This is a genomic window from Flavobacteriales bacterium (genome assembly GCA_025210805.1).
Classification (GTDB): Bacteria; Bacteroidota; Bacteroidia; order Flavobacteriales; family CAJXXR01; genus JAOAQX01.
In genome coordinates, this window is sequence record JAOAQX010000012.1 from 1 (window position 1) to 15518 (window position 15518).

11 protein-coding genes are annotated in these 15518 nt (G+C 32.6%); 9 read left to right on the plus strand and 2 right to left on the minus strand.

All coding sequences use genetic code 11. The annotated features are described in order from the left end of the window. Window positions 1-308: 308 nt before the first annotated feature. Window positions 309-1628, minus strand: a complete 1320-nt coding sequence (gene mtaB, locus N4A45_06090; protein ID MCT4664786.1) for a tRNA (N(6)-L-threonylcarbamoyladenosine(37)-C(2))-methylthiotransferase MtaB — start codon at window positions 1626-1628, stop codon at window positions 309-311. A 184-nt stretch (window positions 1629-1812) separates the two neighbouring features. Here mtaB and N4A45_06095 point away from each other — a divergent pair, with 184 nt between their 5' ends. The 3 genes from N4A45_06095 to N4A45_06105 all read left to right on the plus strand — a co-directional run bounded on the left by N4A45_06095 (window position 1813) and on the right by N4A45_06105 (window position 5842). Then, window positions 1813-3066 carry a T9SS type A sorting domain-containing protein gene (locus tag N4A45_06095; GenBank protein MCT4664787.1) on the plus strand — a complete coding sequence of 418 codons (1254 nt, stop codon included), beginning with the start codon at window positions 1813-1815 and terminating at the stop codon, window positions 3064-3066. 350 nt (window positions 3067-3416) lie between these two features. Beyond that, on the plus strand, window positions 3417-5456 hold the full coding sequence (locus tag N4A45_06100; GenBank protein ID MCT4664788.1) for a hypothetical protein: 2040 nt from the start codon (window positions 3417-3419) through the stop codon (window positions 5454-5456). A 212-nt stretch (window positions 5457-5668) separates the two neighbouring features. Next, the gene (locus tag N4A45_06105; GenBank protein ID MCT4664789.1) at window positions 5669-5842 is read left to right on the plus strand and encodes a hypothetical protein; all 174 of its coding nucleotides are present in this window, start codon (window positions 5669-5671) and stop codon (window positions 5840-5842) included. 46 nt (window positions 5843-5888) lie between these two features. Here N4A45_06105 and N4A45_06110 read toward each other — a convergent pair whose 3' ends face one another. Next, a complete protein-coding gene (locus N4A45_06110) occupies window positions 5889-6542 on the minus strand; it encodes a putative sulfate exporter family transporter (GenBank protein ID MCT4664790.1) in 654 nt (217 codons plus the stop codon). Window positions 6543-6873: 331 nt separating this feature from the next. Between N4A45_06110 and N4A45_06115 the strand changes: the two genes are divergently transcribed. The 6 genes from N4A45_06115 (at window position 6874) to N4A45_06140 (ending at window position 15377) form a co-directional block, all read left to right on the plus strand. Further along, window positions 6874-7872 carry a hypothetical protein gene (locus tag N4A45_06115; protein MCT4664791.1) on the plus strand — a complete coding sequence of 333 codons (999 nt, stop codon included), beginning with the start codon at window positions 6874-6876 and terminating at the stop codon, window positions 7870-7872. 319 nt (window positions 7873-8191) lie between these two features. Beyond that, window positions 8192-9436, plus strand: a complete 1245-nt coding sequence (locus tag N4A45_06120; protein ID MCT4664792.1) for a hypothetical protein — start codon at window positions 8192-8194, stop codon at window positions 9434-9436. A gap of 445 nt (window positions 9437-9881) precedes the next feature. After that, on the plus strand, window positions 9882-10619 hold the full coding sequence (locus tag N4A45_06125) for a LytTR family DNA-binding domain-containing protein (GenBank protein ID MCT4664793.1): 738 nt from the start codon (window positions 9882-9884) through the stop codon (window positions 10617-10619). 60 nt (window positions 10620-10679) lie between these two features. Next, window positions 10680-12539: a hypothetical protein gene (locus N4A45_06130; protein ID MCT4664794.1), complete on the plus strand. Its 1860-nt coding sequence runs from the start codon at window positions 10680-10682 to the stop codon at window positions 12537-12539. Window positions 12540-12761: 222 nt separating this feature from the next. Further along, entirely contained in the window at window positions 12762-13979 is a 1218-nt protein-coding gene (locus N4A45_06135; GenBank protein ID MCT4664795.1) for a hypothetical protein, read from the plus strand. Between the two features lie 345 nt (window positions 13980-14324). Further along, the gene (locus N4A45_06140; protein ID MCT4664796.1) at window positions 14325-15377 is read left to right on the plus strand and encodes a hypothetical protein; all 1053 of its coding nucleotides are present in this window, start codon (window positions 14325-14327) and stop codon (window positions 15375-15377) included. Window positions 15378-15518: the final 141 nt, after the last annotated feature.

Below are 15518 nucleotides of genomic sequence, written 5' to 3' on the forward strand. Positions count from 1 at the left end.
TATACAAATTATTGATGCATTAGGAAGGGTGGTTTTACACTCAAATACGCAACAGCAAATTGATATTTCTACTTTGAAAAAAGGGATTTACTCCGTTCAAATCTTAAATAAATCCGAAAGGAGAATGAGTAAAAAAATGGTGGTTCAGTAAGGTATAATATGATACCATTTATGATGTTCATTGACTCACTGGTATAAGCCCTCTTTGAATAGCTTGTCCCGATTTTTCGGGAGGGAAAGGAAGATGTTCCACAACGAGTTACTTCGAAAAAGAAACTAATATGGGTAAACTAACAATGTAAATGGTATTACTGGAGAACTCCAATAACCGTTCCATCATTTTCATCAATTTCTTTAAGAAGAACCGAAACGATCTGGTTTCTTAACCCTGGATCATAATCTACTTTTACTTTTACATAATTGTTAGAGAATCCCGTGATAAATCCATTTTTATTCTCTTGTTCAAAAAGAACAGGAACCACTGTTCCTAATTGAGATTCATAAAAAGAATGCCGTTTTTTGGCAGAAAGAATCCTGAGCATCTTTGAGCGTTTACTTTTGGTTGCTTTGGGAATCTGGTTTTCCATTTGATCAGCAATTGTATTGGCTCTTTGAGAATAAGAAAACACATGGAGGTAAGAAATATCTAAAGAAGATAAGAAGTCATAAGTTTCGAGGAATATTTCCTCAGTTTCACCTGGGAATCCAACGATTACATCAACACCAATACAGGCGTGAGGCATAGTGCTTTTTATTCGTTTCACTCGCTCTAGATACAGCTCTTTGCGATACCTTCTTCTCATAGCTCCCAAAATTTCATTGGATCCAGACTGAAGTGGAATATGAAAATGGGGAACAAAAGTTCTTGATTTTGAAACCAAATCAATGGCCTCATTTTTAAGTAAGTTGGGTTCTATAGATGAAATTCTGATTCTTTCTATTCCTGCAACTTCATCTAGATAAGTAATGAGATCCAAAAAAGTATGTTCATGCCTTTTGTTTCCAAATTCCCCTTTTCCGTAATCCCCAATATTTACACCTGTAAGTACAATTTCTTTGATATCCTGTTGGGCAATTTCTTGAGCTTTTTGAATGATACTCTCCATATCATCGGAACGAGAAATTCCCCTAGCTTGTGGAATGGTACAATAGGTGCATTTATAATCACACCCATCCTGTACTTTGAGAAAAGCCCTTGTTCTATCTCCAATAGAATAGGCAGACTCAAACTGATTAGCCTCTTCTACATCGCAAGAATATACAGAATCTAAGACTTCGTCTTTTACTAAAGAGTTGAGGTAAAAAGGAAGTTTGAATTTCTCTGTAGCACCCAAAACTAAATCCACTCCATCTATTTGAGCAATTTCTTTAGGTTTTAGTTGCGCATAACAACCAATAATAACAACTAAAGAATCAGGTTGAGCTTCCTTTTTCTTCCTGATCATTCTATTGCATTCTTTGTCGGCATTTTCCGTTACAGAGCAAGTATTAATGACATAGATATCTGCTTTTTCTTGAAAAGGGACTTTTTCATAACCTTCGTCCACACATTTTCTAGAAATAGTGGAAGTTTCAGAAAAATTGAGTTTACAACCCATTGTATGAAAAGCTACTTTTTTGGCTATCATTGTCATAATCAATAGAATTTAGGAGGGCAAATTTACCGTAAAATATCAGAATTATTACACTATTTTTATTCGAATCATCTTGTGCAAATTATCATTAATAGAACTTTATTAAACAATAACGATAATTTTTATTTGTTTTCATATTTAATTTTTTTATTGTAAATTGACACAAAAATCATTGATTATGAGAAATATATATCTTTTTCTTTTTATGTTATCTTTTTCTTTTGTTTCTAATGCTCAAATCAAATATGCTACAGGAACATTTGGAACAGGAAATACCATGACCGCCAAAGTTGAAATAAACAGTATAAAGGATTCGGTCTTTTTTGAAATATCAGGGCCTAGTAATATCTGGTTCGCAATGGGTTTTAATACTACCGTCATGTCTGGTTATGCCATTGTTTGTAACAATGGGGGAGGAAATCCAGCCGAATATCAAATGAACGGAAATGGAGCTCCAGCCATCCATACAAATCAAAACTTAAAAAATATCACCTCATCAACTGTTGGAAGTACTAAGACATTTAAGTTTAGTAGAAAAATGACGACTTCAGATGCTCAAGATTACGCTTTTAGCATATCTACAGGTACGTTGTCTATCGCTTATGCTATTGGAAATGGAAGTACTTTAGCACAGCATGGAACAAATAGAGGATCGGGGTCTTTATCATTTACAGAACTTTGTCCGAGTTTAATGCTTGATACATTGCCCGCTTTTCATATTTGTGAGGGTGATTCTGTAGAAATATTTGGAGAATACACTTCGAGTACAGGTTTTTATAATGATACCTTGCATTCATATTTAGGATGTGACTCTATAATCTCTACTCAACATTTATTAGTCAATAATTTGACAGATACAAATTATTCCGCAGATCTTTGTAATGATGAGACTTATGATTTTTTTGGAACAATATTGAGTCAGGGAGGTACGTATTCAGATACTGTAGATTGTAAAATTCACAATTTGACACTCATAAAATACAACCCTGTTTCTACTATGGTTTGGAATCCAAACACCAAAACTTTAGATGCACAAATAGCCTTTGTGGAACACCAATGGTATAATTGTGATACAAAAATGGAAATATCAGGTGCAACGTCTATGGGTTATCAGCCATCAAGTCCAGGGAATTATGCATTGATCGTTTCTATAGGTTCTTGTAAGGATACTAGCGAGTGTCTTGAGGTTACAGATGATATGCTTGAGGTTTTAGAAAACAATAACTCAGTAGAAATTTGGCAAGATGATCAGCGTATATATTTAAAAGGAATAACTGTGAAAAGAATTACAGTATATAATAGTCTTGGAGCGGAGATTAATAAAACATTAGAAACTTCATGGTTAGATAAAAAGAGCTGGAATAAGGGTATTTACTTTTTAGAAATTGAAAGTGAAAAAGGAATTTACAAAACAAAAATTGCTGTGAAATAGATAAAAGTTTAATCACAAACTTTTTTAAAGTGGTTTTCGAAATCGTATTTTGAAAATCACTTTATTTTTTTTTCATTTTTTTTCAAAGATGATTTTTTGAATCTTTAAAACAAACATATAATAAAATATTGATATAATAGTATATTTATTTTTTGAAAAATATTTTTCTCAATAGATAGTTTGTTAGTTAATTAACTTGATAATAAGGAGAAAGCTCTTTATGAGATACCAACGGTTCTTTATTCGTTCTTTATAACAAAGCACAATTCCGTTGAAATTGCTTGAAAGGAGTTTTTTCCCTTTTGGCAATATCCTTGTAAAACTCTCATCAAATTTTTAAACAACAGACTATGAAAAATTTATCTAGAATTTGGACAGCTGCGGCTGTTATTGGTTTGTTTACGGCATCTTGTACAAAGGATGTTTTAAACACCAAAACAAACGATTCTGTTACAGAAGCAGAATTGTCTATTTTTAATACGGAGAAAATAAAAGTCTCCGCTATTGGTGGAGTGGTCACCGACGAAGAAGGAATGGCTTTATCTGGTGCCACGGTAAGCTTAGGAACGGCAAGTGTTCAAACAGATTCAAAAGGGCTTTTTTCATTTGAAGATGCTATGGTTTCTAAAAACCATGGAGTGGTAAAGGTGAAAAAAACGGGTTATTTTGATGGTTCGCGAGCCTTTGGAGCTTCTGAAGCAGGTGTTGATCTTGCAATTTCTATGACTAAAAAGAAAAAGGTAGGGACTTTTGATGCCGCTGCTGGGGGAGTAATTACTATGACTTCTGGGGATGTCATCACATTTGGTGAAAATAGCATTAAGAGCGAAGCATCAAATAATGCTTATTCAGGAGCCGTAGATGTTTTTGCAAAGGCAATTGATGTTGAAAGTGAAGATCATTTGGAGCAAATGCCAGGAGACCTCGTTGGAGTTACTACAGATGGAACAGATGGATCGCTTTATTCTTATGGGATGCTATACATCGAGCTGGAGTCTCCATCTGGAGAAAAATTAAATATTGCTGATGGAAAAACAGCTCATATCAAACACCCTATTCCTGCTTCTATGACTGCCTCGGCACCCAATGATGTAAAGTTTTGGTACTTTGGTGAAGAAGAAGGTTACTGGAAAGAATACCAAGAATCTTCAAAAAGAAAAGGAAATTTCTATGAAGTAAACGTTCCCCATTTTACAAAACTTAATTGGGATGATTGGAAGAAACCATGTTGGGTAATCGGAATCATTGTTATACCATGTAATTGTGCACCCATTGATACCTGTAAAGGAGATGGACCTGATATCGGAGAACCAGATGATGAAGATAAAGATAATGACGGAATACCAGATGATGAAGATAACTGTATCAATAAACCAAACCCAGGTCAAGAAGATGCTGATGGAGATGGTATAGGAGATGTGTGTGATGGTGGAATTATTTTACCACAAAGCATTCCTATGCAAGGAGCTTATGTAAGAATAAGACTAGATTCTCCAAATGGTAGAATTATTGCTAAAGCGAAAACAAATTCTCAAGGAAAATTCAAAATTAAAGTACCAAGAGAATTTACCAATAAATATTATGTAGAGGTGGTGAATAAGCCAAATAGATCTGCAACAGCTGAAGTCTTGAAAAAATTCAAACTTACAGAACAAACATGGATAAAACAATTGAATATTGGTGAAAAACAAGTAAATACACCGACTACCAATTTTGTAAAATCTTATGGTATTGTAACGGATTGTGATGGACAACTCATGAATAATAAAACGGTACAGTTGACTTACAGAAATTGGAATCGTTTTAAGATAAAGACAAAAAATGGTTTCTATGCAATGGGGTACGCAACTTCAAGCAACTGGTATAACACCATTAAAACTAAGGTGAAAGTAGGAAATGCAACTGTTTCCAACACGTATTCTGCACCATGGAACTACCGTACGGATTTTGCCTTGGATGCCAATAACAATCCTTGTGCTATTACCAATCCTAACCCAGTGCCACAAGATAGTATCCAGATAATTATTAACGGAGATACAGCGGTGTATAACCATGTTATAGCGAATAAAAAAGCTTCTTATCAAGGTGGAATATACCTGAAATCAAGTAAAACAGCTGCAGGACTTTCTAATTCTAGCCAAGGAGCCTATTTCTTACTTCCAAACTTTAATGGTTTAGGGACTTATAATGTAAGTACATTGGTCATTAAAAATGTATCAGGGATTAATGAAACTACTCAGGCAGGGATTTCTATTCCTGTGACAATTACAGAGTTTACAGGAGACAATGGATACTTAAAAGCAAATGCTTTTGGAACATTTACTTCTGGTGGAAACAATGTTTCGATTTCATTTAGTTGTAAAATGCCTTATGTGGATGAAACGAACTAATATCTTTATGATGTTCATTTACTTATAGATATAAATCAATTTATTGATATGTATTAAAGTAAATTAATTTTAAGACAAGACAAAAGCTCTCAATTTTTTGAGGGCTTTTGTTGTATTATAAAAGTTTTAAAAGTAAAAGGATTGCCAAAAGTTGAGTAAGAAAAATAATACCACCGAAAACAAGACCTTTTTTACCCGAGGTAATCAAAGTTTTGAAATGGATCTTTAGACCAATGGCTGCCATAGCTATTGCCAAAAGAAAAGAACTGATGTTGCTAGCAAGCTTTGTAAAAGATAGAGGTAGATCAATCAAAGACGTGAGGATGGAAATAAGAATGAATACAATTAAATACCAAGGTATTTTAAATGCAGATTGCTTTTTTTGAGGAGTCTTATTCTTAATAAATAACTGAAAAATTAACAATGCGGGCGTTAATAATGCGACTCTACCAAGTTTACCGTAATTGCTAGTTCTCCAATATGTTTATTCATCCCAAAACCTGCACCTGCCACATTTCCTACAGAATGCAGAGAAGCACCCAAGAAAATACCACTTTGATATTCATTATAAAAATACAGAAGAATAAAAGGGAGGATAATCATTCCTAAAAGACCATAAAAATTAACCACAGCTAGGGAAATTCCTAAATCTTCTTTTTTATGAGGAACCACTGAAGATAAGGCTGCAATAGCAGAAGAACCACATATTGCAGTCCCAAAACCAATCAAATGACTGGACCCCGAAGTGTATTTCATTTTTTTTGCCAACCAAACAGTCATGATTAATACGAGTGCCATTGTACTTGTTATAATAAAAATGGTTTTCCATCCTAAGTCTAAGAGTTTATTATAATCAATGCTAAATGCGATAAAAACAATTGCGAGCTCCAAAAATATTTTACTAGATTTTTTGATACCAGAATTATAGCTTTCGGGAACTCTTATCATATTTCCTGCAAAAACACCCAAGATTAAAGCTAACAACACTACGCTTAATCCAAGTACAGGTTTAAGAGCAAAGGCAAGTAATGTAATAAGGAGTGATAATAAAATTCCTTTATATAAAGATTCTTGAGTGTGTTTCATTTGCCTAATTTTTTACAAATGTAAAACGGCTTTTTTTAATGTTGATTGAGAAATGATACATAAAATATCGTTTTTAGGGAAGAGAGAAGAATCCCATTGAGCGACAGTTTAATGGAAGGATTTAAAATTTTAGGTTTCTCCATTCGTGTTTTTTTAGAAAAACTCAAAACTTCCCTAAATTCATGACAAACTTAACATTAATTGTGTTTTCCGTTTTTTAAAAAACACCGAAGAAATCTTATGACATACTTTTGGTAAAAGATACCGGTGATAGGTCGCTAGGGTCTGTATTTATTATAAAACAAATAATTCAAACCAAAAACAAATAAGTATGAAAAAGCACCTTTTCGTGATTTATTTATCTGCTTCTATGTCTTTATGTGCTCAAGTCGGGATAGGAACAGTTAGTCCGGATAATTCTGCAGCGCTCGAACTGAACAGTATAGAAAAAGGGTTCTTACCTCCAAGACTTAGCGAGGCAGAACGAGATGCAATAGTTGACCCTGCAGAAGGGTTAATAGTATATAACTTTACTAGTAAATGCTTAGAAGTGTATACAGGAGTTGCTAATGGAAACAATGCATCTGATTGGAAAAATTTCTGCGTTGCACTTGCACCACCTACACCACCTGTTGGACCAATTGGTCAATTGAGCTGTGAAGGTGAGTTAGGGAGTTATACCTTTACAAATCATGCAGAATGGACGGATGGAGCAAGAGTGGTTCAGATGATAAGTGTTTCCCAATCAACAGTGTGGCCATCAGGTGAGAGTGATATTAAGGGTACACAAAGTGTATTGTCTAGTGCTCCAGATGCTAATTGGACTCCACAAGGTGTACTTTATTCTTTGGCAGATCAGGATTTTCCTTGTTTTTCTACAAAATTTAATGTTAATTCTGCGATCACCTGGAATAACGATGGGGTCAATAATAATGGTTCGGGAGGTTTTGTTATTGATTTGCAAAGCACGAAAACGGTCGATTTTATTTCAGCATTTAATACGCCATCAGACGGAAGTTTTACACATTTAGAAATCAAGAGCCATTCTTCCACATCAGGTACTCCTCCAGATTACTCTGATGCTGGCTGGTCTAATGTGATTACAAAAACAGCGGTAGAGGGGTACCTGTTAGATTCTGTATGGTATGCTACTGTGGGGACAACGACGGACTCTTTAAGAAGGTATACATCAGCTTTTACTTATTCATTGCAAACACCAGTGAATGCTAGATACTGGCGAGTGGAAGTGTGGAACGATGCAGCCTTACTACCTAATCACCCAAAAAGCTATATTGAAATGAGGCAATTAAAATTGATGAAAAGAGACTAGTTAGGATCTTTATAGATTTCTAAGCTGTTGGGTTCTAATTTTTTTTCAATTTTTGAATAAAATTTGCATCATTAGAACTTCACATGGTTTAAAACGCTCGCAAATTGAGAGCGTTTTATCTTTAAAGAATATAATCTTCACAAATTGCTTAGAAAACTTCACATTCGAATCAGAATTTATTTTTTACAACATAATCAACGTTGTAAAATATTACTTTTGATGCGGAATTCACCTTAATATCAGCGAGGTGTTTTTGTGATTTTATAAACGATAATTAACAACTATGCACCAAATTCATTTTTTAATAATTTTTTCACTATTGTTCAATCTTACAATTGCTCAAGTGGGTATAGGAACAGTTTCTCCAGATGAATCGGCGATTTTGGATGTGAAGGCAACAGCAAAGGGATTCTTGTTACCTCGATTAACCGAAATGCAAAGAGACGCGATCAATAATGGAAATATTGCTGAGGGTTTATTGATTTACAACTTAGACAAAAAATGTATCGAAGTATTCAATGGAACTGTGTGGAAAAGCACCTGTGGAAGTAGTGTAAGTAATGCAATATCTGCTCTACGATGTGATTCCATACTTCTGCCAAGTGGTAATCCTGTGATAAATACAAATCACACAGGAACTCTTCAAATTCCGTATGAAAATGGTGATGGATCTGTATATACTGCTGGATCTGTAATTCAATCTACAGGAATAACTGGGTATCAACTTGAGTTGCAAGCCGGAACCCTTAATAGTGGAAATGGTAATTTGATTTTTAATTTATCAGGGACATCTCCAACTACTGGAATAGCCACTTTTGCCGTTGATTTCCAAGGTCACACCTGTAATCTAGATGTCAACATTATTGAAGACCAAATTAGAATAGCAATTGTCGCGGGGGGAAATGCTGCGGATTTAGCTTGTTATGACTCTAAAAACGTGAATGAATGGTGTAGTGTTTCTAATGCAACATACCAAGCGGTTGCTAATAATTTGCAAAATGCCTCAAAGACGGGAAGAACAGATGGATTTATGAGTGGAACTCCAGTGCATGGAAAAGGAGTTGCTCCGCAGGTTCCTGGTCAGAATGCATTATATTTACATAGTTATTCAAGTGTAAGTTTTCCAAGTTATCCAAATGGTAATGATTATATAGTAGCATTTACCCATAAATCTAAAGCATCAAACGGAAATATAATGCATTATAGAATGGCTTGGGGGAATTCTGTTGCGCCTCATCAAGGACAATTCAATGGTAGAAATTATTATGGTGAGACTTTTCCGAACATTGCAATCAATAGTTTTAGTCAATATTACTATGTGTTAAAAAGACCTACTTTGAGTATACCTGCAAATCCAATTCTTATATTAGAAAATGTTTCTACTATCTCTGCCAATGCTTCAAATCCACAAGATATTATTGGAGCAGCAGGAGGTGGACAAACATCATTTATGGGATATTGCACGTCGCAAAATTCGCCAAATTGTACGAACCAAGAGAGTGCTTATAGTCAGAATGAACCTCCTTATATTCAGATGATTTCAACGAGTACTAAAAGTTGGTAGAAGACGGGCTTAATAGTTACTAAATAGAGGAGTGAACTTCACAAAAAACACGCAAAACTTAACATATTTTTGTTTTTGTAATGCAAGGCTCAATAGTTCGAATTACAATTTCCTTATTTTTGTTATATAATTAGTTTTTTTCAATAAAAACATAAATCAAGGTATATTACTTATCTTATGTTCAAGACGAACGAAGTTTTTAAGATAGATATAAGCCTTTGATTATTTTGAAGCGATGTAAGTTATTTGTTTATTACGGATTGATAAGGTATCATGGTGTTCTGATTGAAAAAAGAGGCTCAGAGGGTTCGTTTTTTAAAAGTAGTTTAAACGTGATGTTTTCTTTCTGAGAATAATTAATTTTGTAATTCTTCAAACGGATAACATACTAAACTTAAGTGAAAAATAAAATTATTTTCATTTCTTGTATAAAACGCATTTGAGAATGAATTATATGAAAAATCGCACCATTCTAATTATTGAAGATGACCCAATATTAGCTTTAAAGTTAAAAATATTGTTGGAATCTCAGCACTTTCATGTGCTGCCTGTTTATCATTCTGGAGAACATGTTTTAAAAGATATAAATCAAATCTTTTTTGATTTGGCAATTGTCGATATTAAACTAAAGGGAGAACTTTCAGGTATTGATACAGTTAAAAAAATCAAAGAAATTGATGCTAGTAGAAAAATAATTTTTTTAACAGCATGGAGTGACTTAAAAACATTTTCTGAAATAGATTCATTTGAGTACGATTGCTATATAAGAAAGCCTTATGATGACTCTACTCTTTTGGTAAATATTCGCTTGGCTTTACGTGATAGAGAACAAAATGAAGAGAGAAATCAATTTTCAGGAATTAAAGAAAAAGAATTTTTGTCATTAGAAGATGGGGGTAAAGCATATCGAATCCCAATAAGTCAAATTCTCTACTTCAAGAGTGAGGGGAATTATGTGAATATTTACTCTAATAACTTTGCGACTATAGTTGTACGTAGAAAGCTAACTTATTTTGAGGAACAAATTAAGGGACACTTTTTTTTGAAAACTCATAATAGATACTTAGTTAACTTTAGCAATGTAGTAAGCATTGGTAAAAATGAGTTATTTATAGGAGAAATAAAAATACCGATCTCAATGTCTCATCAGAAATCTTTAAGAGAGTTATTTTTAAAACATTAGGTATTATTGTCAATGTCTTTTTTATGACTTGAAACCCTGCTTAAAATGATATTTCGTTTTTTGAATTTTGTACAGTTATTATTTTATTTCCAGTTAATGTTTTTATCTACATTATCTTATGCTAAATATGTAGATCTGGAGCAATTTGTAGAGTCAGACTATTATGTCTTAATTGGGGAATTAAATAAAGATAAAAAACGCCAAAATGAGTCATCCATTAGAAAAAAAATGGCTAGGATAATTCAACATGATTCAAACAACTTTACGAAAATCTATAATAATTATTTAAAAACGTTAGTAGAAATACATTATAGCGTTGGTGATATTGAGAATATTGAGGGTAGGATAGGTAATTTGATTAAAGAATCAAGTGAAAAAAAGTCAGTTGTTACTCGGTTGATTATAGAAGCCGCATTGGTGTATTATAAGTCTAATAATCAAAGGTTTAGACTTTTAAATATTTTACGATTTTTGAATGATAAAACTGTTTACCTCATAGAAAGAGAAAGATTAGCATTTAAATCCTCTATTTATTATGAAACATATCAGTTTGAAAAAGCTATCGAGGTATATGAGGAGCAAATGAAACTAGATAAATGTTTGATTCACAAATCGAGTATGCATAACAATATTGGATTGTCGTATAAAAGTTTGGAACAATATGAGATGGCTGAAGTTCAATTTGAACGTTCAATAATTTTGTTACAAAAATGTATCGAGGATTCTTTAAAGATTGATCCCAATTTTGATAGATTAAATTATCTACTTTATGTATATGAGAATAATCTTCTTGATCTTCTGGGGATAGATGTGTCTAAGGAAAAGCAAATAGAAGATCTAACAAGATATATAAATTGGTTTAAAAAGGCAGGTCATTTTAAACCAGAACTTATATATAGAAAGGCTAAATTATTTTCTGATATTAAAAAATATAAAGAATCGAATAATATATTGGATAGCCTCGGAAAGAACATCGGTAGAAATCCATACTTGCCAGATATCAAAGCCAAAGTAAATGGGTTAAAAGTTTTTAACAATTTGAAATTAGGGAATACAAAAGCTGTTATTCAAAATTTATCAGAAAACACTAATTATCAACACTTTGATAACTTAAGTACTAATATTCGAGTACATAATTTTTATAATAAAATTCATAAAGAAGAAAAAAAGAAACAAAAAAATAATTTACATAGTATAAAGGATAAAAATAAGGTGTTATCACAGACACTTGTTATTATTTTTACATTATTGCTATTTAGTTTTTTAATATGGATTTTGAGGAAAAAACATTTGGAAAAAAAAGTGCTGGATTTTGAGAATAAACTGTTAAAAGTAAAAGAAGAGTCTGAATTATTTCTTGCGGAGTCCAATCATAGAATCATGAATAATATTCAATTGGTTAGTGATTTAGCAACAATAGAGTTTTTAGAGGATAAAGAATTCGATTTAAAATCATTTCAGCATAAAATGAATACTATGGCAGATATTCATGAGTTACTCTATAAAAATGAAAATCAAAATGAAATTTCTGTCAAAAATTATTTATCAATGTTGATAAAACATCTTAAAGGTTTTGATGGGGAGGATGTCAGTATTCAAATTTTAGTTGATAAGAAAAGTGCTTTACCTCCTGAAATACTTAAATATATTGGTATACTAACTGTAGAATTCTTCATGAATTCTATAAAGCATGGTTTTGAGAATACGAATGAGAAATTAATAATAATAAAGTTTACAGAGAAGGATATTAAACAATGGAGGTATAGTTATAAAGATAATGGTAATTTTAAAATAAAAAATCTAAATAAAGAAGAAAGATTTGGAAATCAAATGATTTCGAAAATAATTTCATTGCTTGGTGCTAAATATAAAATAGAAGAAAAATATGGTTTTCTAGTTACTATTGAAAAGCACGAATAGTGATTTAATAATTTGACAAGTTTAGTCATTTATGAATCAATAAATAACATTTTATAGAGCAAACTTATCAATTTTAAACGAGGTCTTAACATCTAGTGAATTATTAATTTTTTAATTACTAATTTTGAAGCGATAATGAATCCAAGTGACGGTTTTTCAGTGTGTTATGTCGTTGAAAATAGGGTTTAATTAATTATAAATGCTAAAAACTAAGAGAATCGCATGTTACGGAATTTTATAATTGTTTCATTAGCCTTTTTTATATCCGCATCAGCGCAGGTGGGTATTGGTACGGTTACTCCTCATGAGTCTTCGATACTAGAAGTGAAAGCCACCGATAGAGGTTTTTTACCTCCAAGAATGACAGCTTTGGAAAGGTCCACAATCGCTAATCCTGAGGAGGGATTAATCGTTTATTGTACAAATTGTTGTGGAGATGGGAGTCTTACATTTTTTAGTGATGTCAAATGGGTGAATACACCAGAATGTCCTAGTTTGGATTGGGATAATGATGGGGTTGTAGATTCCGTTGATATTGATGATGATAATGATGGACTTACTGATTTTTGGGAGAAAGTAAATAATAACTTCATTGTTCAACAATTTCCATTTTTTCCTAATGATTATATAAGTACTGCGCCTTATGCTTGTTATATTAATAACATACCATTTGATCGAGTAGTAGTGAATTATTTTTCGTTTGTACAGGCGATCAATGTTGATTTTCAAAGTGGATCAACTGGAACAGTTCATAATGTTTTAGTTGGTGGAAGAAATTATCTTGAAACTCAAAATAGACCAATTACTGGACTTGGAAATGGATTCACGGGGGACTACCTTACAACAGATGGTAATCCTATAAACAACAATACAACTACGCCAAATTATATTGTGAATCCAAATATCGAAAATGTGAATCAGTTGCCAAGGTTAAGGATTGTTTTACAGGTAGATAGTGTAGCGAAAGTTTATGCGACTCTAAAATCAACAGACTCAGAATTTGTTCGTCTTCAGCCCGTAAATGGATCATTCAGTACATTTTTGAGTTCAATGATTACAGCTAATGCAGGTAATTTTACAAACCCTCCTGATCTTGTAAGAGCTTCTGTTGCTAAGAATGTATTTACTACGACTACTCAAAGAAAAATGAATATGCAAGTTTTTTATAAAGAAGATATAGATGGAGATGGAATTCCAAACTGGAAAGATGCTGATTCTGACGGAGATGGTTGTCCAGATGTTCGAGAAAATGGTTACTCATTAACAAATCCGACACAAGGAGATTTTATTCTTAATAAGTCAGTTGGTGTAAATGGGATGATTGATGAAATGGAATCTGCAAACGATTCTGGAGAAAGATTAACCCCAGTTCCTCACCCTTTAGAAAATACAACCTTAGGTTTTGCATGGGCAATTAGTTCGGTGAAAATTTGTAACTAATTTTTATAGTCACTCATAAATTTCTCTTAAAATAAATTTTATTCATGAAAAGTCTGTTGTAGATGAGTTTTTTATGATTATAAGACATTCATATAGCACCTGTTTTATTTTGTAATTTATTACAACAGATTTTTTTTTTTTTTGATAAGCCCCAAACGTGTCTCTCTGTAGTGTTTTGTTGTAACAACCTCATAAAGAGTAGTTTATAAAATTGCAGCATGTAATTATCTATTAATTTTTGAGGATTATCCGTTTGTAAATGGGTTTCTTTTATAAGTTCTCCAAAACATAACAAAATATCAATCTTACATATCAATTCGTATCAATCACCAAATAACTTTATTCATGATGAAAAGAATACTAATCTGTACATTTTTATTAATGTCTATTGAAGGATTTTCACAAGTGGGAATCGGAACAATATCTCCAAGTAACTCCGCTATTTTAGAATTGGAAAGTATCACAAGAGGGTTTTTACCACCAAGATTATCTAAAGCGCAAAGAGATGCTATAAGTAATCCAGCAACCGGTCTTATGATTTATAATACAACTTCCAAGTGTGTTGAATGGAATAATGGATTGAATGGGACTCATGATTGGTACTTTCCATGTGGTTATTCTTTGCCTGCAATAAACACTGTTTTTGATTCTATATCAATAAAAATGAATTCTATAACGAGTTCTAGACTTTTAACTTCTGATGCTGATGAACCAGAAGTATCGGCACCTGCAGGAAGAGTGGGAACGGGTATTTCAAATTGTTTTGTAGATTGGGTTTCTGATGCCTTAGATTATGGAGGTTGGATTTTTATTGATCAACCAAATCTAAATAATATTGCTTCAGCAAATTTACTGCCTTATATGACCAATGTGGCATCAACAGGTGGAAGCATTTCTACGCATCCACTATTAAGTGGGAAACAATATTTCACCAATTTTTCAACGAACAGGAAACTGTTTAGTTTTTACGCTCAAGTAGAAAACAATACTTCCATAAAAATTATATCAGATTCTGGTATCGATACTGATTCTGGTCCTTCTGTTCAGGGTAATAGTGTCTCAACAAATGGAAAGTATCATATGTATTATCAATCAGCAAGCAGAAATGCAAATATAGGAGATGCGTTTCTTACACATATGTTTTTTGTTAGAAGTGAAGAGTCATCAACTATTACATTCGAGACTTATAATACAGACTTAGGAGCATCCATAGGTAACCAAACTCCGGCTTCTGATGATTATTCAGCTATATTAAAATGGCAAAACTCTGGAGAGGTGAATGAAGTGTATGGTTTTATGATGGTTTTAGGTCAGAATGACACTCAAGCTGGACCAAATACAACTGTATCAGAATTAGAAACTATTGCTAATAATATTGTTGAAAATGTACTGCCTTAATTACATTGATCCTTATGTTTTTATAGCTAGAACTTCAAACTTCACAGATTCGACGCATTTGTTACCAAAAAAATACGCTTCTATTATTTTAATACGGGTTGATTATGTGAATTAAATATTTTTGAAATATTATCAATGTTG

Excerpts from the sequence above, each read along its gene's own strand:
- mtaB (MCT4664786.1), bottom strand. The coding sequence starts at position 1,628 with ATGATAGCCAAAAAAGTAGCTTTTCATACAATGGGTTGTAAACTCAAT.
- N4A45_06095 (MCT4664787.1), top strand. The coding sequence starts at position 1,813 with ATGAGAAATATATATCTTTTTCTTTTTATGTTATCTTTTTCTTTTGTT.
- N4A45_06100 (MCT4664788.1), top strand. The coding sequence starts at position 3,417 with ATGAAAAATTTATCTAGAATTTGGACAGCTGCGGCTGTTATTGGTTTG.
- N4A45_06110 (MCT4664790.1), bottom strand. The coding sequence starts at position 6,542 with ATGAAACACACTCAAGAATCTTTATATAAAGGAATTTTATTATCACTC.
- N4A45_06115 (MCT4664791.1), top strand. The coding sequence starts at position 6,874 with ATGAAAAAGCACCTTTTCGTGATTTATTTATCTGCTTCTATGTCTTTA.
- N4A45_06125 (MCT4664793.1), top strand. The coding sequence starts at position 9,882 with ATGAATTATATGAAAAATCGCACCATTCTAATTATTGAAGATGACCCA.
- N4A45_06135 (MCT4664795.1), top strand. The coding sequence starts at position 12,762 with ATGTTACGGAATTTTATAATTGTTTCATTAGCCTTTTTTATATCCGCA.
- N4A45_06140 (MCT4664796.1), top strand. The coding sequence starts at position 14,325 with ATGATGAAAAGAATACTAATCTGTACATTTTTATTAATGTCTATTGAA.